The organism is Agrobacterium sp. CNPSo 3708 (assembly GCF_028674915.1).
Classification (GTDB): domain Bacteria; phylum Pseudomonadota; class Alphaproteobacteria; order Rhizobiales; family Rhizobiaceae; genus Agrobacterium; species Agrobacterium cavarae.
Window position 1 is genome coordinate 212785 of record NZ_JAQZSF010000006.1, and the last position, 19981, is coordinate 232765.

General features: G+C 59.8%; 17 protein-coding genes. 4 read left to right on the forward strand and 13 right to left on the reverse strand.

The window, feature by feature from the left end:
* Positions 1-10: 10 nt before the first annotated feature.
* The 3 genes from PVA19_RS14705 to PVA19_RS14715 all read right to left on the reverse strand — a co-directional run bounded on the left by PVA19_RS14705 (position 11) and on the right by PVA19_RS14715 (position 2908).
* Entirely contained in the window at positions 11-202 is a 192-nt protein-coding gene (locus tag PVA19_RS14705) for a hypothetical protein (RefSeq protein WP_111849550.1), read from the reverse strand.
* A gap of 153 nt (positions 203-355) precedes the next feature.
* Complete coding sequence (locus PVA19_RS14710) at positions 356-1594, reverse strand: SGNH/GDSL hydrolase family protein (RefSeq protein ID WP_440598518.1); 1239 nt, start codon at positions 1592-1594, stop codon at positions 356-358.
* A gap of 90 nt (positions 1595-1684) precedes the next feature.
* Positions 1685-2908: a lytic murein transglycosylase gene (locus PVA19_RS14715; RefSeq protein WP_062427985.1), complete on the reverse strand. Its 1224-nt coding sequence runs from the start codon at positions 2906-2908 to the stop codon at positions 1685-1687.
* Between the two features lie 200 nt (positions 2909-3108).
* Between PVA19_RS14715 and galU the strand changes: the two genes are divergently transcribed.
* Entirely contained in the window at positions 3109-3999 is an 891-nt protein-coding gene (galU, locus tag PVA19_RS14720) for a UTP--glucose-1-phosphate uridylyltransferase GalU (protein WP_062427889.1), read from the forward strand.
* A gap of 317 nt (positions 4000-4316) precedes the next feature.
* On the opposite strand, the gene PVA19_RS14725 is transcribed toward galU, so the two are convergent.
* Complete coding sequence (locus tag PVA19_RS14725; protein WP_274103108.1) at positions 4317-5885, reverse strand: surface lipoprotein assembly modifier; 1569 nt, start codon at positions 5883-5885, stop codon at positions 4317-4319.
* Positions 5886-6037: 152 nt separating this feature from the next.
* Here PVA19_RS14725 and PVA19_RS14730 point away from each other — a divergent pair, with 152 nt between their 5' ends.
* Complete coding sequence (locus PVA19_RS14730) at positions 6038-7033, forward strand: KpsF/GutQ family sugar-phosphate isomerase (RefSeq protein ID WP_274103109.1); 996 nt, start codon at positions 6038-6040, stop codon at positions 7031-7033.
* Here the strand turns inward: PVA19_RS14730 and PVA19_RS14735 are convergent.
* The gene (locus PVA19_RS14735) at positions 6963-8003 is read right to left on the reverse strand and encodes a DMT family transporter (RefSeq protein ID WP_274103110.1); all 1041 of its coding nucleotides are present in this window, start codon (positions 8001-8003) and stop codon (positions 6963-6965) included. The two genes, PVA19_RS14730 and PVA19_RS14735, sit on opposite strands and share 71 nt — an antisense overlap.
* A 62-nt stretch (positions 8004-8065) precedes the next feature.
* Here PVA19_RS14735 and PVA19_RS14740 point away from each other — a divergent pair, with 62 nt between their 5' ends.
* Positions 8066-8677 (forward strand): TetR family transcriptional regulator C-terminal domain-containing protein, encoded by a 612-nt coding sequence (locus tag PVA19_RS14740; RefSeq protein WP_274103112.1) that lies wholly within the window; start codon positions 8066-8068, stop codon positions 8675-8677.
* Positions 8678-8783: 106 nt separating this feature from the next.
* Here PVA19_RS14740 and PVA19_RS14745 read toward each other — a convergent pair whose 3' ends face one another.
* From PVA19_RS14745 to PVA19_RS14770, 6 genes are all read right to left on the reverse strand, one after another.
* The gene (locus tag PVA19_RS14745; RefSeq protein WP_274103113.1) at positions 8784-9248 is read right to left on the reverse strand and encodes an NfeD family protein; all 465 of its coding nucleotides are present in this window, start codon (positions 9246-9248) and stop codon (positions 8784-8786) included.
* A gap of 1 nt (position 9249) precedes the next feature.
* A complete protein-coding gene (locus PVA19_RS14750; RefSeq protein ID WP_112953627.1) occupies positions 9250-10305 on the reverse strand; it encodes an SPFH domain-containing protein in 1056 nt (351 codons plus the stop codon).
* 43 nt (positions 10306-10348) lie between these two features.
* Positions 10349-11398 carry a ferrochelatase gene (hemH, locus tag PVA19_RS14755; protein ID WP_274103115.1) on the reverse strand — a complete coding sequence of 350 codons (1050 nt, stop codon included), beginning with the start codon at positions 11396-11398 and terminating at the stop codon, positions 10349-10351.
* Between the two features lie 501 nt (positions 11399-11899).
* The gene (locus PVA19_RS14760; RefSeq protein WP_274103116.1) at positions 11900-13882 is read right to left on the reverse strand and encodes a 5'-nucleotidase C-terminal domain-containing protein; all 1983 of its coding nucleotides are present in this window, start codon (positions 13880-13882) and stop codon (positions 11900-11902) included.
* A 210-nt stretch (positions 13883-14092) separates the two neighbouring features.
* On the reverse strand, positions 14093-14461 hold the full coding sequence (gene omp10, locus PVA19_RS14765; RefSeq protein WP_062439721.1) for an outer membrane lipoprotein Omp10: 369 nt from the start codon (positions 14459-14461) through the stop codon (positions 14093-14095).
* 194 nt (positions 14462-14655) lie between these two features.
* Positions 14656-16098 carry a homospermidine synthase gene (locus PVA19_RS14770; RefSeq protein WP_274103118.1) on the reverse strand — a complete coding sequence of 481 codons (1443 nt, stop codon included), beginning with the start codon at positions 16096-16098 and terminating at the stop codon, positions 14656-14658.
* A gap of 242 nt (positions 16099-16340) precedes the next feature.
* On the opposite strand from PVA19_RS14770, the gene PVA19_RS14775 reads away from it, so the two are divergent.
* Positions 16341-17249: a sensor domain-containing diguanylate cyclase gene (locus tag PVA19_RS14775; protein WP_111849683.1), complete on the forward strand. Its 909-nt coding sequence runs from the start codon at positions 16341-16343 to the stop codon at positions 17247-17249.
* A gap of 7 nt (positions 17250-17256) precedes the next feature.
* Here the strand turns inward: PVA19_RS14775 and PVA19_RS14780 are convergent, their stop codons facing one another.
* A complete protein-coding gene (locus PVA19_RS14780) occupies positions 17257-17892 on the reverse strand; it encodes an aminotransferase class IV family protein (protein WP_274103119.1) in 636 nt (211 codons plus the stop codon).
* Between the two features lie 96 nt (positions 17893-17988).
* Positions 17989-19839, reverse strand: a complete 1851-nt coding sequence (locus PVA19_RS14785) for a M3 family oligoendopeptidase (protein ID WP_274103120.1) — start codon at positions 19837-19839, stop codon at positions 17989-17991.
* Positions 19840-19981 lie beyond the last annotated feature (142 nt).

Genomic DNA, 19981 nt, shown 5'->3' on the forward strand with positions numbered 1-19981 from the left:
TGTGTGGACATCAATGCTTGTTCTTGTGGCTCTGCTGGCCGGCCTTCATGTGCTGCTCCGACGAGCCACCCTGCTTGCCGCTGCTCTTGCTGTCTGCCGAGGACTTTGAAGATGCGCTGCGGGTTGCCTTGTCGTCGCTGTTCTTGTGCGACTGCTTGCCAGCCTTGACGTGCTGTTCGTGCGTGCCACCTTGATTGGCCATGACGGTATACTCCTCATATCCATCTTTTTAAGCAAGGCCTCATGCCTTGCCGGGCGTTAACACGAGGCCAGCGTCGATCGTTCCGATTTTAATATTTCGTGATGGCCAAGATCGTCGTTCGGGTAGCCGACTACCGGTTTTCCCGCAGAACGTTCATTTCGCGGCGGTTTCATCCGTTGGCGACATGCGATAATCATCCACGCGGCCAAGCGGCGCATCTTCCATCAGCCCGCGCTTCGTCAGTCTTTCGCGTGGCGTCTCGACAACGGAGAATTTCGCAGGCGCCTGCTTGCCGCCCAGCAGCGCATCGCCACCGTCGAGGTCAGGGTCGGTCAGGCTGATCGGTTGAGTACGTACCTGCTGCGCATCGATGCCCATAGCGGGCAGCGAGGTGAGGGAGGGCAGGTTGCTGCCGTCCAGCGTGCCGAGGCCGGGCTCGGCACCATCCAGATGGCGGCGGACGAATTTCTCTACGTAGAAGGCAAGCTTCTGCTTGCCGGCCTGCGTCATGCCGATGCCATCCGCTTCACGCAGACGGGCCTGCTGGCCGTTCACGTCATAGCCGGTGGTCACGTATTTGCCGCCCTCATCGACGAAGCCATCCCAGACATCGACGAACTCGCCGCCGAGCTTTTCGATATGGCTGCGGTAAAGCCGATTGAAGCCGACGAAATCGGCCGTCAGCGATGGCGACTGGAAGGCGGGCAGGCCGACCCAGAGCACCGGCACTTGCTGGCGCTTGGCAAGGGTGATCAGCGCATCGATGCGCCGCTCATATTCCTTGAACCAGATCTCGCTGCCGTATTTCTCCTTGGTGCCGCCAATGTCCATGGCCTGACGGTCATTGGACCCCATCATGATGACGATGTTAGCGGGCTTGGTGTCCTTGATAAATTGCGGAAGATTGGCAAACCAGTCGTAGTAATCGGAGCGCACAAGGCCGGATGAGCCATTGGCGCGCACATCGATAGCGATGCTCGCCGAGGTCTCGAAGGTGGAGACCAGCGCTTCGCCCATGGCGCCGGCGAGAAAATCACCGACGATGAGAACACGTCGGGCATTCTCCAGCTTCTCCACCGGTGCAGGCTTAGCGGTGCGCATCTGCACCACCGAGGGTGTGCTGCGCGGTGCGGGAGGCCTGGTGACGGAGCGGCTGGAATTTTGCCGCTGCGGCGCTGCCTGCCGGCGCTGCTCGCGGCGTTCGGGGGCATAGAGACGATCATTATATTGGTTGGGACCGCCGAAGAGCATTTCCATCAGCGTGCGGCGCTCGCGATACTCCTGCGCAATGGCAGGCGCCGTCCATGAGGGCAGGCTGAATGTCACGACAAGAAGCGCGACGCTGCCGCGCTTCATGATCTTTGCAAAGGGTCCTGCTTCTCTTGTGGTCATGGCGTGATGTTCCCGAGACGGTCCCATTGATTATATTCTAATATACGAGGCTCGTCAGGACTTTTATCCGCTACGCGATCGGTTGCCCGATCAGTTACGAAGCGCTCTCAGCAAGGTCTGCGATGGCTCGCCGTCATTTTGCAGGCCCATGCGCTTCTGGATGGCGCTGATTGCCGCTTTCGAGCCGGAGCCGAAATTGCCGTCGATTTCGCCATCGTAATAGCCGAGTTCCTTCATGCGCGTCTGGAGCTCGAACTTCTCCTTGATGTCGAGCGTGCCATTCGGGCGCGGCCACTTCTGCTGCATGCCGCCGAAACCGGCAATCTCGTCTGCCAGAAGGCCGACGGCCAGTGCGTAGCTGTCCGAGGCGTTGTAGCGCTTGATGGTGAAGAAGTTCTTGGTCATCAGGAAGCCCGGACCGTTGGAACCACCTTCGAGCTTCAGCGTCGCGCGATCCGAACCGCGCGGGAAACCCTTGCCATTGGGGCGGAAGAAGCCGAGCTTCTGCCATTCGGCCAGGCTCTTCGTCTGGTCCGCATAGCGCGCACCACCCGCAGGCACGGCTGTCTCGTAGCCCCAGGTGCGGCCGGGCTCCCAGCCGTTCTTGGCCAGAAGATTTGCAGCGGTTGCCAGCGCATCCGGCACGGAATGCCAGATGTCGCGCTTGCCGTTACCGTCCGCATCGACCGCATAGAGCAGGTAGCTCGTCGGGATGAACTGGGTGTGGCCCATCGCGCCTGCCCAGGAGCCGGTCAGCTGCTTTGGCGTGACATCACCGGACTGCAGGATCTTCAGTGCGGCAATCAGCTGGGTGCGGGCAAACTTTGCGCGCTTCGGGTCGGAATAGGCGAGTGTCGCCAGCGCCTGGGGAATATTGTGCAGGCGTTCGGGCTTTTCCAGCACCGCGCCGTAATTGGATTCCATCGACCAGATGGCGAGGATGACGTGCTTGTCGACGCCGAAATTGCGCTCGATCCAGTTGAGCGTCGTGGCGTGCTTCATCTTCATCTCGCGGCCGATGCGCACTGTGTAGGGGTTCACGCGGCTGTCGAGATAATCCCATATCTGAGTGGTGAATTCGGGCTGGAAGGTTGCCTTGCGCAGCGCATCCGGATCAGGTTCAGTCACGCCTGCAAAGGCTTTCTGATAGGTCGCGCGCGAAATGCCTTCCTTGGCGGCTGTGGCATAGAACTGGTTGATCCATTGTTTGAAACCCGCATCTGCACTTGCAGTGACGGGCGTCAAAGCAATTGTCAGGCCTGCGAGTGCCACGCAGCCAAATTTACGGACGCCGGAAAGGATCATCTTTTTCATCGTCAGTCTTTCGTTTCTCTCGAATGTCAGTTCGATTGCGAGATACGCATCGGGCTTCACGATGGGGTACCAAATTAAAGTCAACAAATTCTTTACCATTAACGATAGGTAAGGTCACGCTTTGCAAAAACTTGCCACTTTTGTCATAACAAGTTCGTGTGCGTTACTTAAATGCCGTTGAAATCTCTGAGGAGGGATGTGTGGTAGAAAAAAAGAAAATTCGGAAAGCGGTCTTTCCGGTGGCTGGCCTTGGCACTCGTTTCCTGCCGGCAACCAAAGCTGTTCCGAAGGAAATGCTCACCGTCGTTGACAAGCCGGTCATCCAATATGTGGTGGACGAAGCGGCTGAGGCTGGTATCGAGCATTTCGTATTCGTGACGGGACGCGGCAAGGGTGTGATCGAAGACTATTTCGATATCCAGTTCGAACTGGAGCAGATGCTGCGCGAGCGCAACAAGAACGCCGAACTGACGCTGCTGACGAACATTCTGCCCAAGGCCGGCACGGCCAGCTTCACCCGCCAGCAGGTTCCGCTCGGTCTTGGCCATGCGGTCTGGTGCGCCCGTGACATCGTCGGCGACGAGCCTTTTGCTGTTCTTCTGCCCGACATGATCATGACCGGCGACAACAAGTCCTGCCTCAAGGGCATGGTTGAACTCTACGATCAGAGCGGCGGCAACGTTCTGGCGGTCGAAGAATGCGCACCGGAACTCGCCCATCGTTACGGCATCGTCGCGCCTGGCGAAGAGATCGGCAACGGTTTCCGCATCACCGACATGGTGGAAAAGCCTGCCAAGGGCACGCAGCCATCGAATTACTTCATCAATGGCCGCTACATCCTTCAGCCGGAAATCTTCACGCTTCTGGAAACGCAGGAGCGCGGTGCCGGCAATGAGATCCAGCTGACCGACAGCATGCTGAAGCTTTTGAAGCAGCAGGACTTCACCGCCTATCCGTTCCGCGGCGAGACCTACGACACCGGCGCCAAGGATGGCTTCATTCTGGCAAACCTCGCTTTCGCCCTGCAGCGCGAGGACATCCGTCCGCTGATCGAAGGCCCGCTGAAGGACATCATCGCCAAGATGGGCTGATGACCGGATAACTCTCGCCCTGCCATGTCGGACTTGGTCTCACGTGGCGGGGGAGGCATCGGTTCTGAAAAACGTCGATCCCGGCCTCGTGCCGGGATTTGTTTTTGTGGCACAGGCCCAAACTTGTCGGGCGAGGCGGTGGGGCTCGTTCAGTCAAACCAAGTCTTTGGTCTGAAAAGACCTTTCTCGCCGCGCAGACGCGCGTCGGCTGGATTCCTGTGACAAGCACAGGAATGAGGGTGCAAACGAGAGCTATCGCTCATTAAACCGGACAGCAGTGGGTCAAGCTGAAGGATGACCCTGACAACACCAACGTCCTATCGCTTGAGCGTCAGACCGGCACCGATGCGCCAATTGTGGTTGTTGGTCACGGGCGTGGTGTCGTAGCTGACGTCGGTGGTGAAATCGAGGTAGCGGTTGATATTCCAGGTCAGACCGGCGCCAAGCGTATATTTCGTTTCGTCCCTGATGCTGGAGGTCTGGAAGTTGCGCCGCTCCAGTCCGGTCGTCAGCCGTGCCACGAGATCATAGCGCAATTGCTGAATCAGGCCGATGGTCAACTGACGCGTCACCCAGCCGCCCTCCGGGCCGCCGGCAAAGTCTTCAATGTCCGTCTTCAGGCCGAAGTTGACGTCCGTTCCGCGCATTGGCGACCAGGTGAGGGTGCCATCGGTGGTCAGCGCGTTGACGGATGCCAGGCGGCTATCGTCATAGTCGCGCCGCAGAAGACCGACGGCGACTTCGCCGCGCCACTTCTCGCCAAGATCGATCTGCGTTCCGACCTTCGCGCCATAGGAGACGGAGGAGCGCTGGTAGCCGGTTCTGTCGGTCTTCTGGTCGTAGGAGCTGAGCGCCCCTGTCGCTTCCAGGAAGGGAATGAGGGCGGGCGACACTTCATAGCCGACACGGCCGCGGATGGCGGCACCTGCGCGATCGCGGTCGGACAGGCTGATCGGCTGGCCGTTGAGCCCCTTGGCGTCGGTGTAGACGGTGCGCGACAGATCGAGTGCGGCGAGCGTCTTGACGAGGGCGACATTGTGCTCGACCGACGCGCCGGTGGTGAAGAGGTGCTCGCCACCCTGCACCGCCGCACCGGTAATGGCGTTCGGATCGGTGGTGTCCTCGCGGCTGAAGGTGTAGCCGGCTTTCAGCCTGGCTGTGGTCTGGTCGGCCAGATCGAGGCGCAGTTCGGCCTGCACATTGGCGCTCGGGCTTTCGCCCGCGCTGCTGCCGCCGAGATTGCGCTCATAGATCCCTTCGCCGGTGACGGTGAGCGCATGGCGGGACCAGTCGCTCGTCAAGGTGCCGCGGATACCGGTCGCCAGATAATTGCGGTTGGTCGATCCCGTGGCAAATGTCTTGTTCTCATGGTTGATCGTCTGGCTGATGGACGGACGCAGCGTCAGCGTGCCGATACGGATGCCGGGCGCGGTGCCATCATCGATCGCAACCTTTTCGCCGCCATCGAGCGTCGTCTCATAGGTGTTTTCCCGCCGATCAACCGGCTCAATCGCTTCATCGACAGGCTCCGCCACGGCGCTGCCAGGATCGACGCTTGTGCGCGTGCCGTTCGTGGTCGTTGTGCCGGTGGTTGGCCGTGGAGTTGGAACGACGGTCGCGGCAGGCGTCGGGTTCTGGCCGGAGGCCGGATCGTTGGCATAAGGGTCGGCGCTTTGCAGCCCGGCAGGCTGCACCGGCGTGTTCCGATCCGTATTCTGTCCGGTATTCTGGCCCGTGTTCTGACCTCTATTCTGCCCGAGCGTCTGCGCTTGCGCCGGCAGGGGCAAGGCGAGCGAGAGAGACGCGCACAGCGACAGGCAGGCCGGCAGAGCGGCGGCTGCTCTGCGCAACGTCGTTTGACGTAGCGCGGTGCTGTGAGAGGTCATGCGTTTCACCCGGTTCGGTATCTTGGTTACCCAAAGGTAAAATCGCATGGTTAATATCTGGTTGATTATGCGCCCTCTTTCGGCTCACCATCAGGGGTAGGAGCGGATTTCGCCAATAGACAGGCAAAGGCGAAAATAGTAACAGTCGCGCCATGACCACGAGATCTGCTGCCCTGACCGAAAACAACGCCATCGAGTCTGCGCTGAGAACCGTTTCGATTGAGCGGAACGGGCTGGCGGCGCTGGAGACTGCGCTTTCTGGAGAGCTTGGCGACGCCTTTGCCGAAGCCGTCGATGTGATCGGCAACATCACCGGGCGGCTGATCATCACCGGTGTTGGCAAAAGCGGCCATATCGGTGCCAAGCTTGCGGCCACCTTCGCCTCCACCGGCACGCCTGCCTTCTTCGTGCATGCGGCGGAAGCCAATCATGGCGATCTTGGCATGATCGGCGGCAATGATGTGGTGCTGGCGATCTCCAAGGGCGGCGAAAGTGCCGAGCTTCGCAGCATCATCAATTACACCCGCCGCTTTGCCATTCCGCTGATTGCACTGACCTGCGCCAAGGGTGGATCATTGGCGAAAGCCTCCGATATCGTCCTTCTGATGCCGGATGAGGAAGAAGCCTGCCCGCACAGGCTGGCGCCGACCACATCCACCTTGATGCAGCTGGCGCTTGGCGATGCGCTGGCGATTGCGCTTCTGGAAGCACGCAAATTTACCGCTGGCGATTTCCGCGTGTTTCATCCCGGCGGAAAGCTCGGTGCCAGCCTGACGCTCGTCGGCGACATCATGCACACCGGCGATCGCGTGCCGCTGGTGGCGCAGGGCACCCCGATGGCCGAGGCGATCCGGGTTCTGGCGCAGAAGCATTTCGGCTGCGTGGCGGTTCTCGATGAAGATGGCCGCCTTTGCGGCATCGTCACCGAGGGCGACATGGCGCGCAACCTGACGCGCAATCTGGCGGAACTGACGGTGGACGACATCATGACCCGGACGCCGAAGACCGTGACGAAAGAGGTTCTGGCAACGGCGGCACTCGCCACGCTCGAGAAGCACCATATCGGCTCGCTGATCGTCATCGACGCCGACAAGCGGCCGATCGGCCTCGTTCACTTCCACGATCTGCTTCGGATCGGCGTGGCCTGATCCATGCCATCGCAGGCTTGCGTCTGTTGCCGTAAAGGGTGAGCAGGAGACCCGCCGAGACAATCAGCGTTGCCCCCATCACGGTTTGGAGGGTGGGCACGTCTCCAAATATCAGAAAGCCCAGAATGCTGACCCAGATGAGGCTCTGATATTCCAACGGCGCCAGCAGAGACGCCGGCGCAAGACGATAGCCTTCCAGGAACAGCAGCTGCGCGAGCACGATCTCTATCCCCAGGATCGCGCACATGCCGATTTCGAACCAGCTGGCTGGCATGGTCCAGTCCATCAGCAGGCCGCTGACCAGACAAAAGACGAGACCCGTCGTCAGCAACTGCGCCTGCGTGCTCTCCCTCGTCGCAGCCTTGCGGGTGTAGACAACCGTAAGGGCCCAGAACAGGCCGGAAGCAAAAGCAAGGAGCGTTGGCGCGAGGTTGAGGGAACCGGCTGGATTGGCGGCGATCACCGTGCCGATCATCCCCATGACGACCGCTGCCCAGCTTGCCCTTCCCACCTTTTCGCCGAGGATCGGTATGGAGAGGACGACGATGATCAGCGGGGCTGTGGCGTAAAGCGTCGTGACCTGTCCAAGCGGCATAAGCTTGGCCGCCGCGAAGAAACAAAAGGTGCAGGCGATTTGAAACAGTGCCCTCAGCGCCGTCGCCCACTTATAGGGGCTCTTGATGACCTCCCGGCACGCGGCAGGCTTTATCACGAGGGCACCAAGCACCATCGCGAAGCTGCGGATGAAGATGAGCTGCCATACGCCGAACAGGTCTCCCATCCACGCCATAGTGGCATAATGCATTGAGTACATCATGTAGGAGCCGCAGACCAGGATGATGCCGAGTGCGGTTTTCTCGCGGGTGGTCGTCACCCCTGACGGCGCGGCGGTTTCCTCGCGCGCATGCAGACATTGAGGTGCAGCAGGACCTTCGCGAGGGGTGTTGGGTATGATGGTTTCATTTGACATCGGCCACCTACAAACCCCTTAATGCCTCAATGTGAATCAGATAGTAGACCGGTCGTCTAGTTATGGCACGAGAGAATGCGACACGACACAAGCTTATTTGCGAAGGGCTGAAACGCCTGATGGCGCATGGCTATGAGGGGGTGGGTATCGGGCCGATCCTTGCCAGTGTGGATGTTCCCAAGGGCTCCTTCTATCACTTCTTCAAAAGCAAGGACGATTTCGTCGGCGCGATCATCGAGCATTACGCCGAGATTTGGGATGGGCGGCGCAAAGACATCTTTGCCGATGAGAGGCTGAGTTTTCTGGAACGTCTTGATGCCTATCTTGCGGTGCTTGAAGGGACGATCCAGGAGGAGCATCCAGCAGGCGGTTGTCTGCTTGGCGTCTTGGGACAGACCATTTCAGGCCGAAGTGCCATGCTGCGCGCGAAGCTCGCTGAGGCTTACCGTTCCTGGGAAAACAGCATCGCAAGCGTCCTCCAGGAGGCGGAGAAGGCTGGAGAGTTGAGGGCGGGTATCGATCCGCAAATGGCTGCTGTTGAGCTGATCGACGCTTATGAGGGTGCGATCATCCGCGTCAAGCTCAACGATGATCTGGAAGCCTTCGCGCGTTTTCGAAAATTGGCGATCGCCAAATTGCGTCGTGACCGCGATGAGCAGGTCTGCAGCGCATAGAGCCAGCCGAAGGCGACAAATCGGCCAACATCAGCCTCATGTCATCGCCCGAGAGCGTTTCCAGTCGACACGAGAACGCCCTGGTGGCTTAACGCCTTGAACGGAGTCAGCCCTCAGCCCTCTCCACCGTCAGGGTGCGGCCATGGGCCGAGGCGATGCGCACGCGTGTGCCGGCGGGCTGGTCGGTGCCTTGCACGGGCCACCAAGTGTCATCCAGACGAATGCGGCCGCGGCCTTCGGTGATCGGCTCCTGAAGGGTGGCCGTGCGGCCGATGAGGCTTGCCTCGCGCTGGTTGAGGAAGGGTTCGTCGGTTGTCGCATGCCTGCGGTCATAGTAGCGGCGACCGGCAATAGCGAAGACGACGGAAAGTGCTGCAAAGAGCAGGAGCTGGATCTGCCAGCCCCAGAAGCCCATGTCCCACAGCGCCAGAGACAGCGCGCCAACCACCAGGGCAGCCGCGCCAATCCAGATCAGGAACACGCCGGGGGCCGCCAGTTCCGCTACCAGCAGGATGGCCGCCAGCAGCCACCAGCTCCAGGGACCGAGATCGGCGACGAGTTTCTGGATCATGTCACTTGTCCGTCGGGCCGGCGAAAGGGTTGGGCACGGTCACGTTGATCGTCTGGCCGCTGGGGCGATTGGATGGCGGAACGGAGGAACGGCTTGTCGTGGCGCGTGGAGCAGGCGGCGGTGTCGTGCCGTCATTGTCCCTGCCGAAGACCTCACGGGCAATGGCGCCGATGCCGCCGAGCGAGCCGATCAGCGAGGAGGCTTCCATCGGCATCAGCACGATCTTGGAATTGGTCGCCTTGCCGATATCGGCCAGCGCCTCGGTGTATTTCTGGGCGATGAAGTAGTTGATGGCGTGGATATCGCCGGCGGCAATCGCTTCCGAAACCATGCGGGTCGCATTGGCTTCGGCTTCTGCCAGACGTTCACGCGCCTCGGCATCGCGGAAGGCGGCTTCGCGCTGGCCTTCGGCTTCCAGAATGGCCGATTGCTTGGCACCTTCGGCACGCAGGATCTGCGCGTTACGCGAACCTTCGGCCTCCAGAACCTGGGCGCGCTTCTCACGCTCGGCCTTCATCTGGCGGGCCATGGAGGTGACCAGATCCTTCGGCGGCGCAATATCCTTGATTTCGATGCGCGTGACCTTGATTCCCCAGGGGCCGACGGCTTCATCGACGACGCGTAGCAGGCGGTCATTGATCGCATCGCGGTTGGACAGAAGCTCGTCGAGATCCATCGAGCCCATGACGGAACGAATATTGGTCATGGTCAGGTTCTGGATGGCGAATTCCAGATTGGCGATCTGGTAGGCGGCCTGGGCGGCGTTCAGCACCTGATAGAAGGCCACCGCATCGGACGACACGCTGGCATTGTCCTTGGTGATGACTTCCTGGGTCGGAATATCCAGCACCTGCTCCATCACATTCATGCGTGCGCCGATCCGCTCGATGAAGGGGGTGATGATGTTGAGGCCGGGCTCCAGCGTGCGGGTGTAGCGACCGAAGCGCTCCACCGTATAGCGGTATCCCTGCGGCACGGTCTTGATACCGGCAACCAGCGTCAGGATGACAAGAACAACCGCCGCAATGACAAAAATATCGAAACCGCTCAAGTCCATTCCTGCTCTCCTGTTCAATCACCGGGCGAAAGAGCGGGTGGGATCAGACCCAGCCCTGCAACTCCTTGCGCACAACTTTTTCGAGAACCCGCATACCATCCGCACTGTCGTTGAGGCAAGGAATATGGGTGAACTTCTCGCCGCCATGGTGGAGGAAGCTCTCGCCCGCTTCGCCGGCAATTTCTTCCAAAGTCTCAAGACAATCGGAAACGAAGCCGGGGTTCATCACGGCAATGCGCTTGACGCCTTCGCTTGCGAGCCTCTCCACCGTCTTGTCGGTATAGGGCTGCAACCACTCTTCCGGTCCGAAGCGAGACTGGAAGGTGATGAGGAAGCGGTCCTTGTCCAGCCCCAGCTTTTCGCGCAGCAGGCGACCGGTCTTCATGCACTGGCAGTGATAGGGATCGCCCTTCCTGAAGTAGGATTGCGGAATGCCGTGGAAGGACGCGATCAGCTTTTCCGGCTCCCAATCCAGCGTTGCCAGATGGGTCTTTACCGAGCTGGCGAGCGCATCGATATAGGTTTCGTCGTCGTGATAGGGCGGCACGGTGCGAAGTGCCGGCTGCCAGCGCATCTTCATCAGATGCTCGAAGGCCTTGTCGTTGACGGTGGCCGTGGTCGCGGCGGCATATTGCGGGTAGAGCGGGAAGAGCAGGATCTTCTCGCACCCCTCGGCCTTCAGTGCATCGATCTTGGAGGCGATCGAGGGCTGGCCATAACGCATGCCCCAATCGACCACCACATTCGGCAGGTCGGTCAGCGCCTTTGCCATCAGCTCGGACTGGTTGCGGGTATAGGTGCGCAGGTAGCTTTCGTTCTTCTCGTGGTTCCAGATTTCCTCATAGGCCTTGCCGACCTTTTGCGGGCGCTTGTTCAGCACGATGCCGTAGAGGATCGGATACCAGAAGAGACGGGACCATTCGATCACGCGCTTGTCGCTCAAGAACTCCGCGAGGTAGCGGCGCATGGATTTGTAATCCGTGCCATCGGGCGTGCCGAGATTGACGAGAAGAACGCCGACCTTGCCGAAGGAAACCTTCGGATGGTCCTTGGGCAGGTGGCTTGCGGGGAAAGTGGTGATGTCTGCGGCCATTAACTTGTCCTGAACTCTCATGAATCGCGGAAGACTACGTCCGCGCGCGCAACGTGGATCAACCTTTAGACTATCATTCCCTCGATCTGAATTGATTTCTGAGAACGGGCGCGTGGCATATCAGCGCGATGCGGGACGATTGAGCGGTTGACGCCCCGTTGCTAGGGCCGCGACTTTGGCGTTGTTCCTCGCGGGCACTCGTAAGCCCGTGAGGAGATAGATCCTCGGGTCAAGCCCGAGGATGACGCGCAGGAGGGGTAGTATCCCGCTTGGCAAGATCGGCGAAACAGGCAATCCGGTTAAAGGTCCTAAGATCGGCGGATGGTCCATTGTGAATCTCGGACGACGAAAACCTCTCGACCGTCATCCTCGGGCTCGACCCGAGGATCCATCTTTTCAATGGCTTGCGGGTGATCATGTCCACCCTCGGCCCGGGGACGAGTGGAAAACCAAAAGCCGGCCCGCAATGCGAACCGGCTCTTGTCATCAATCAACCAAAGATCAGTTGGCCGGGATGGTCAGCTCTTCGCCCACCTCAATGTGGTTGGGACGACGCAGCTCGTTGGCTTCGGCGATCTTCTTCCAGTCGATGCCCTTGCCGTATTTTTCCTCGGCGATCTTCCACAGCGAGTCGCCCTTGGTGACGACGTATTTTGCTGCCGCGGTGGCGGCTGCCGGTGCGGATGGCGTTGTTGTGGAAGGAGCGGCAGGTGCGGCGGTAGACGGCGCTGGTGTGGCCGGTGCCGGCGTTGCCGGTGCTGGCGTGGCGGGAGCCGGGGTTGCAGGAGCAGCAGGAGCCTGAGCCGTGGTGGCCGGAGCGGGTGCTGCCGGTGCCGGTGCGGCGGGCTGCTTTGGCGGGGCGACGTAACCGGCAGGCGTTGCGTCTACGATACGGCCATCGGTGTAGGGCTTGTAAGGGCTGTGCGCGCCGATATAGGCGGCGACCGCATCTTCCAGGCTCGGTCCGAAGTCATAGGGGTTGATCGCGTTGGTGGCGAAGGTCTTGAAGCCGTCGCCGCCGGTGCGGGTATAGTTGTTGGTCACGACGCCATAGGTCTTTTCCGGGTCGAGCTTGACGAAGTTGTCGCCTTCCTTGACTTCGACGGAGACAATGCGGCTTCCGGCAGGCTTGGAGCGGTCGAAGGTGTATTTCAGGCCCGACGCCTGGACGAAGCGACCCGCACCTTCTTCGATCTGGCTTGCGCCATTTTCGAGCGCGGCCTGAAGGTCGGCGCCCTTGATCTGGAAGGTGGCGATGGAGTTCTGGAACGGCAGAACCGTCAGAACTTCACCCATGGTGACCGGGCCGGCATCGATGGAGGCGCGAAGACCGCCACCGTTCTGGATGGCGATGGTGATGCCCTGATCCTTCACGCGGTCAAGCAGCGCGTCGGCAACGAGGTTGCCCATGGAGCATTCCTTGGCGCGGCAGACCTCACGCGAGCCGTCGATCGGGGCTTCGCTGACGCCAATTTCCTTCTTCTTCATCTCTTCCAGCGGTGCGGCAAGTTCTGCCACGCGCTTGTTGTAGGCATCATCCTGGGCAACGGCTGCGTCGAGCAACTTCGGTGCGCCGCTGACGGATTTTACCACGCCGTTATCGTCGAAGGTGACGGCGAGATCGCCGAGATATTTGGAATAGGCATAAGCGGTGACGACCGGAACATCGACGCCCGATGGGTTCTTGACCATGGTGGGATAAGGGCCGGCGGCCTTCGGGTCAGTGCTGGAGAGCAGCGTGTGGCTGTGGCCGCCGACGATCACGTCGATGCCATCCACTTCTCTCGCGATTTCCTGGTCGCGTACATAGCCGACATGCGAGAGCAGCACGATCTTGTTGACGCCCTGATCCTGCAGTTCCTTCACCGCGCCCTTGAGATAGGCGACCTCATCCTCGAAGGAGACCTTGTCGCCCGGAGAGGAGGTTTCGCCCGTATCGGTGGCGAGAACGGACACCACGCCGACCTTCTGGCCGCCCATGTCCTTGACGACATAGCCCTTGAACTTGTCCTTCAGTTCCGAGCCGTCGGCAATCTTGGTGTTGCCGGAAATGATCGGGAACTTGGCGGCGTTGATGAACTTCAGAAGTTCTGCCGGGCCGTCATCGAATTCATGGTTGCCGATTGCCATGGCGTCGAAGCCGATGCCGTTCATGAATTCGGCGACCGGTCCGCTCTTGTACTGCGTATAGAAGAGCGAGCCCTGAAACTGATCGCCGGCATCGAGAACCAGAATATTGGCGTTCGGTCCAAGCTCGGCGCGACGCGCATCGATCGCACCCTTCACCCGGGCGATGCCGCCAAAGCATTCTTTCTTCTCCGTCTCGGCAGCCGAGCAGGTGGAATCATATTTGTTGATCGGCTCGATGCGGGAATGAAGATCGTTGATATGCAGGATGTTGAGTTGATAATCGGCAAGTGCTGCACCCGCCGAAAGCGCGACCACGGACGCGGTCATCAGGCTAAATCTCAAAATCCTGTTCATCAGTCTCTCTCCTGTTGATGTCGTGCTTTTCGTTTCAGACCGTCCACATTCACAGCTAATGCAAGACTGTGACAGCCATTCGAAGGCATGTTTCCATCTTGAAGCATCTGCCGCAAGTAGAATTCTTGTGGTGGAGAGACAATAAAAAACGCGCGCTACACGCGCGCGTTGAATAAGAGATCGCTCTTTATTGGGGTGGGGCCTTTCGGCTCAGCCCTGGCGGGTCAGAGTGAACTGGCTGTTGGTGTCCGTCGTGCAGTTCAACTGACCGGGAGAAATCAGGGCGCAATTGACGCGCGACTGGGTGTTGCGCACCAGCGAGGTCATGTTGATCTCGTAAAGGGTGGGGGAGATCGCCACGTAGGTTCCGGATGCCAGAAGCGTGTTGGTGTCGGAGGAACGGGTGGAGAAGGATCCGTTCTGGAACGTGGAGACGATGCCGTTACGGTCGATCCAGCGGCCATCCACTGCGGGGCGCTGCGAAATCGACGGCATGGGCCGCATGGGGCTTGAGGCTGGAGCACAGGAAGAAACGGCAACTGCAGCCAACAGCAAGGCAACACTTGTCTTGAAATACATTATTCTTTTCTCCTGCGATTCTTCAGCCAATGGTTAATGACCATGGCGCGAGTTCCGGTTTATTGCAAGCGAACGACAGGCGATACACACCGGTTCCGGCATCGCACGACAAAACCGCAAGCGTGGCAAAACTGCATCAATGCGCAGTGGGACGCGCTCAGGTTTCGCCTGAGCGCCTTCCTTTCCATCAGGGCTCAGCGCACCAGAATGTTGCGGAACTGCCAGGGGTCGTCCTTGTCGATATCGTCCGGGAAGAAGCCGGGACGACCGTCCAGCGGCGTCCAGTCGGTGTAATGGCCTTCCACCGGGCCGAGATAGGGCTTCTGGATTTCGAGGCAGCGGCGATAATCCATCTCGTCAGCCTCGACGATGCCGACGTCCGGATTTTCCAGCGCCCAGACCATGCCGGCCAGAACCGCGGAACTGACCTGCAGACCGGTGGCATTCTGGTTGGGGGCAAGCTTGCGTGCCTGTTCGAGCGTCAGGCGCGAGCCATACCAGTAGGCGTTCTTCTCATGGCCGTAGAGGAGCACGCCGAGTTCATCGGCGCCATCGACCAGTTCGTCCTCCGTCAACACATGCTGCACGGCTTGCGCCTGTCCGCCATTGCCGAACATCTCATAGAGAGACAGAACCGCGTCGTTGCAGGGGTGGTAGGCATAGTGGCAGGTGGGGCGGAAGGCGACCTTGTCATCCTCGTCGCGCACGGTGAAATAGTCGGCAATCGAGATCGCCTCGTTGTGGGTGACGAGCAGGCCATATTGCGCGCCATGCGTTGGGCACCATGTGCGCACGCGGGTATCAGCACCGGGCTGCTCCAGATAGATGGCGGCCTTCGATCCCTTCTTGTGCTTCCTGGCGTTTTTCGGCTTCCACGTTTCGTGGCTGCCCCAACCAAGCTCGGCGGGCTGCAAGCCTTCGGCGATGAAGCCTTCCACCGACCAGGTGTTCCAGAAGGTGCCGAAGGGTTTGGGTTCGCGGGCGCGCTGCGTGTCGCGCTCGGCCACATGCACGCCCTTGACGCCAAGGGTCTGCATCAGCTTTGCCCAGCCTTCACGGTCGCCGGTATTCGGCTCCTCGATATCGACGCCCATATCACTCGCCAGATTGACGAGCGCCTGCTTGACGAACCAGGAGACCATGCCGGGATTGGCGCCGCAGGTGGAAATGGCCGTCGTGCCGCCGGAATGTTTTTCCTTGGCTTTCAGCATGGTCTGGCGCAGCCGGTAATTGGTGCGGGCGGAATTGTCGGCCTTGTCGTCGAAGTAAAAGCCCGGCCACGGCTCGACGACGGTGTCGATATAGAGCACGTCATGCTTGCGGCAGAGCTTCATCAGGTCGACGGAGGACGCATCCACCGACAGGTTGACGCAGAACCCGCCCTTGCCGCCTTCGACGAGCGGCGTCATCACGTCCTTGTAATTATCCTTGGTCAGATGGGTGCGGATGTGGCGAATGCCTTTCTCGGCCAGATCATCGGCGATGTCCTCGCGCGGATCGATGACCACGAGTTTCGTCCGGTCGAAGGTAAAGTGCCTTTCGATCAGCGGAAGCGTGCCACGGCCGATGGAGCCGAAACCGATCATGATGATGGGGCCGTTGATCTCCCCGTAGATCGGGTATGCAGCTTCCGTCATTTCAATTCCCTTCGTAAACTATGGTCTAAAACCAGATTATCCATTCGTATCAATAAAGTACAACCACATGACGCGAATATGAAGCACGTCTTCATTCTGTCTTTACTATCGAGAATGATGCATCCTTTCTCGCAATCGCAATTTTGACACGAGCCGATATAATTGTCTGCTAAATAAGCGGCCATGAGGGACGCTGGCCGGATTTCAGGTGACGAATGTTCCGTCATGATGAGCAGTCTTATATCGGCGGTCTTCTGGAGCGCGTGGCGGCGTTGCAAGACGTAACGCCTGTTCTTATCGCGCTCTACGATACGGAAGACCGTGTTCGCTATGCCAACCGGGCCTTTCGCGAAGCCTTCCATCTTTCCGAAGACAGCTTTCCCACCTGGGCCGAGATCATCCGTTTGAACTATCAGAACCGTCAGGGCCTAATTATCAATACGAGGGATTTCGAGGCCTGGCTTCTTTCCGCTCAATCGCGGCGCGGTAAGCAGGCCTTTCGCGGGCTTGAACTCGACATGCATGACGGGCGCTGGATCTGGATGACGGAAACGGTGGAAACGGATGGCTGGATGCTGTGCGTCGGCACCGACATCACAGCACTTCGCCAGAACCAGCGAAGCCTGCGGCAGGATCGCGACCTTGCGCTGCGCGCCGCGCAGACCGATGAGTTGACCGGAACCTCCAATCGCCGTTTCGTTTTCGCTCGCCTGGCAGCTCACGCCGAAAATGTCGACAAGGACATCGAGCCCCCGTTCGGCGTTTCCATCATCGATATCGATCTGTTCAAGGGGGTCAACGACCGCTTCGGTCATCAAGGTGGCGACGCGGTGCTGCGCGACTTCGTCAAGCTTGCCCATTCGACCATTCGCCGGCCGGATTATTTCGGCCGTGTCGGCGGCGAAGAGTTCATGCTCGTGATGCCACGGACGGGGCTGGAGGAATGCGCCTCGATCGTCGGACGCATTCTGGAAAAAGCGGCAGAGTCACGGCCCTTCGCCGACCATCCCGAATTTTCCTATAGCTGCTCGGCCGGCATTGCGCTCTACAAGGCGGGTGAGGGCAGCAACGAACTCTACCACCGCGCCGATCGGGCGCTCTATCTCGCCAAGCAGAATGGCCGCGCCCGGCTGGAATGGATCGTCAACTGAAACTGGATCAAACCAGTTCGGCCGGCACCAGCCCATGCAGCGAGTTGCCGACAAAAATCTTCCTGCCTTGCAGATCTTCGGGCTTCAGCGCCTGTCCGCGCGCCTTGCGCTCGCGGATAAGATCGGCGCGCAAAACACCCGGCAGAATGCCGCTGTCGAGCGGTGGGGTCAGCAATTGGCCGTCCGGGCCTTCGACGAAAAGGCTGGTGGCGGAGCCTTCGCAGATTTCGCCGCGCTCGTTGAGAAGCAGGACCTCGTCGGCCTCCTTGGACGAAAATTCAGCGCGCGCGGCGTCATAGGGTTCGCGCCGGGAGGATTTGTGCCGGTAGAATGTGTCGCTGGAATCGAGCCTGGTCTTTTCAGCGATCTTCAGCCGCCAGACGGCCTCTGGCGCAATCGGCTGAAAGGGCTCTGCGGCAATCTCCAGCTCACCCTTGTAGTTCATCACCAGGGCGACCTTCATGGGGCCGTCGCCGTTCACGGTTGTCTTGAGTGCCGAGGCCGGATCTTTCGGCGGGCGAAAACCCAGCGCATCGGCAGACCGCAGCAGGCGGCGCAGATGTTGTTCCAGCCGCTGGAAGCCGCTTTGCGGCTCCCATCGCAATGTTTCCCTCAAGGTAAGGTCAGCGGGCTTGCGCTTCATGCTCCTGGTCCGTCTTCTGCATCTGTTCCGACGGGATATAAGAACCGGCGAAGCTTGTCCGAAATGGGAGCGTCGCCGATTTTTGTTGTCACGGTCTCATTTTGACGGCGCGTCGAGGGCTTCCAACTCGTCGATCAGCCCTTCGATCATCGACAGACCCTTGCTCCAGAAGGAGGGGTCGGTCGCATCAAGGCCGAAGGGTTTCAGAAGCTCCGAATGATGCTTGGTGCCACCGGCCTTCAGAAGCTCGAAATACTTCGCCTGGAAGCCCTCGTCGGCATTCTGATAGACGGCATAGAGCGAGTTCACCAGGCAGTCGCCAAAGGCGTAGGCGTAAACATAGAAGGGTGAATGGATGAAGTGCGGGATATAGGTCCACCACGTCTCGTAACCTTCCGAAATGCGGATCGCCGGCCCGAGGCTTTCTTCCTGCACCGACAGCCACAATTCACCGATCTGTTCGGCGGTCAGTTCACCCTCCTTGCGAGCGGTGTGCACCTTGCGCTCGAATTCGTAGAAGGCGATCTGGCGAACGACGGTGTTGATCATGTCCTCCACCTTGCGCGCCAGCATGGCCTTGCGCTCGCGCGGATCGGTGGTGGCTTCCAGAAGCTTGCGGAAGGTCAGCATCTCCCCGAAGACGGAGGCCGTCTCGGCAAGGGTGAGCGGCGTGGCGCACATCAGCGCACCCTGCTCACCGGCCAGAACCTGGTGCACGCCGTGGCCAAGTTCATGGGCAAGCGTCATGACGTCGCGCGGCTTGCCGAGATAATTGACCAGAACATAAGGATGGGCGGAAGGTACGGTCGGATGGGCAAAGGCGCCCGGCGCCTTGCCGGGACGGGCGGGCGCATCGATCCATTCCTCATCGAAGAAGCGGCGGGCGATATCGGCCATTTCCGGGGCAAAGGCGCCATAGGCGGAGAGCACCATATCCTTTGCGTCACCCCAGGGGATGATGGCGTTGGACGTATCTGGAAGCGGCGCGTTGCGATCCCAGTAGTTCATCTGCTCCATGCCGAGCCAGTTGGCCTTCATCTTGTAATAGCGATGTGACAGACGCGGATAGGCCTCGCGCACCGCAGCCGCGAGAGCGTCGACCACCTCGCGCTCGACGCGGTTTGCCAGATGGCGGCTGTCGGCAATGTCTTCGAACTTGCGCCAGCGGTCGGAGATTTCCTTGTCCTTGGCCAGCGTGTTGGTGATCAGCGTGAAGACGCGCAGATTGTCTTTGAAGGTGGTGCTGAGTGCGGCTGCCGCCTTGCGGCGGGTTTCCGGGTCCGGCTCCTGCAGCATGTTGAGCGTCGGCTCCAGGGCCAAGCTTTCGCCATCGACCTCAAAGCGAAGGTCGGTCATCGTCTCGTCGAAGAGGCGGTTGAAGGCGGCTGCACTCGTCATGGATTTTTCCAGGAACAGCTGCTCCAGGCTGTCATCCAGCTGATGCGGCTTATCCTTGCGCAGGTCCACCAGCCAGGGCTTGTAGTGCGCCGCAAGCGCATCCTTGTCGAATGCGGCATCGATCAGCGCATCATCGATGCGGTTCAGCTCCAGCGGGAAGAACAGCAGGTGCGAGGCAATATCGGTGAGCTTGGTCTGGGCATCGCCGTAAAGCTTTCCATTGGCCGGGTTCGACGTATCGGAAAAGTAGGTGAGGCCCGCAAAGGAACCGATGCGGCCGAGAATGTCGTCCAGCGCTTCATATTCCTTCAGGGCCGCACCGATGCCCTCATCGCCCGAACGGCTGGCGGCAGCTTCAAGCTTGCCCTTCCATTTCGTCTCGAATGCCTTGGCATCGCTCTCGGCCTTTTTCAGGTCGCCCTTATATTCGGCGGAATCGACCGAGGGGTAAAGATCGGAGAGCTTCCAGACCGGCAGGTCGCCGAGAGCAGCGCTTTCGCTTTCGGCGGGAGAGAAGGCAGGCATGGGGGTCGATGTCGTCAAGGTCATGAAACGCGTCCTTTTTGTCTTCGCATCGAAGCATATGGGTGCCTTTGTTTCCTGTGGCAATGCTTAAAATGCAAGCAATTCTCACAACCCGATGTTGAAGTCTTGCGTGGCAAAGTCGAGCCAAAGAGCCTGCATGAGGCAG

Excerpts from the sequence above, each read along its gene's own strand:
- hemH (WP_274103115.1), bottom strand. The coding sequence starts at position 11,398 with ATGGCCGCAGACATCACCACTTTCCCCGCAAGCCACCTGCCCAAGGAC.
- PVA19_RS14725 (WP_274103108.1), bottom strand. The coding sequence starts at position 5,885 with ATGACCTCTCACAGCACCGCGCTACGTCAAACGACGTTGCGCAGAGCA.
- PVA19_RS14740 (WP_274103112.1), top strand. The coding sequence starts at position 8,066 with ATGGCACGAGAGAATGCGACACGACACAAGCTTATTTGCGAAGGGCTG.
- PVA19_RS14780 (WP_274103119.1), bottom strand. The coding sequence starts at position 17,892 with ATGAAGCGCAAGCCCGCTGACCTTACCTTGAGGGAAACATTGCGATGG.
- PVA19_RS14705 (WP_111849550.1), bottom strand. The coding sequence starts at position 202 with ATGGCCAATCAAGGTGGCACGCACGAACAGCACGTCAAGGCTGGCAAG.
- PVA19_RS14760 (WP_274103116.1), bottom strand. The coding sequence starts at position 13,882 with ATGAACAGGATTTTGAGATTTAGCCTGATGACCGCGTCCGTGGTCGCG.
- PVA19_RS14745 (WP_274103113.1), bottom strand. The coding sequence starts at position 9,248 with ATGATCCAGAAACTCGTCGCCGATCTCGGTCCCTGGAGCTGGTGGCTG.
- PVA19_RS14715 (WP_062427985.1), bottom strand. The coding sequence starts at position 2,908 with ATGAAAAAGATGATCCTTTCCGGCGTCCGTAAATTTGGCTGCGTGGCA.
- PVA19_RS14735 (WP_274103110.1), bottom strand. The coding sequence starts at position 8,003 with ATGTCAAATGAAACCATCATACCCAACACCCCTCGCGAAGGTCCTGCT.
- PVA19_RS14750 (WP_112953627.1), bottom strand. The coding sequence starts at position 10,305 with ATGGACTTGAGCGGTTTCGATATTTTTGTCATTGCGGCGGTTGTTCTT.
- omp10 (WP_062439721.1), bottom strand. The coding sequence starts at position 14,461 with ATGTATTTCAAGACAAGTGTTGCCTTGCTGTTGGCTGCAGTTGCCGTT.
- PVA19_RS14770 (WP_274103118.1), bottom strand. The coding sequence starts at position 16,098 with ATGACGGAAGCTGCATACCCGATCTACGGGGAGATCAACGGCCCCATC.
- PVA19_RS14710 (WP_440598518.1), bottom strand. The coding sequence starts at position 1,594 with ATGACCACAAGAGAAGCAGGACCCTTTGCAAAGATCATGAAGCGCGGC.
- PVA19_RS14785 (WP_274103120.1), bottom strand. The coding sequence starts at position 19,839 with ATGACCTTGACGACATCGACCCCCATGCCTGCCTTCTCTCCCGCCGAA.
- PVA19_RS14730 (WP_274103109.1), top strand. The coding sequence starts at position 6,038 with ATGACCACGAGATCTGCTGCCCTGACCGAAAACAACGCCATCGAGTCT.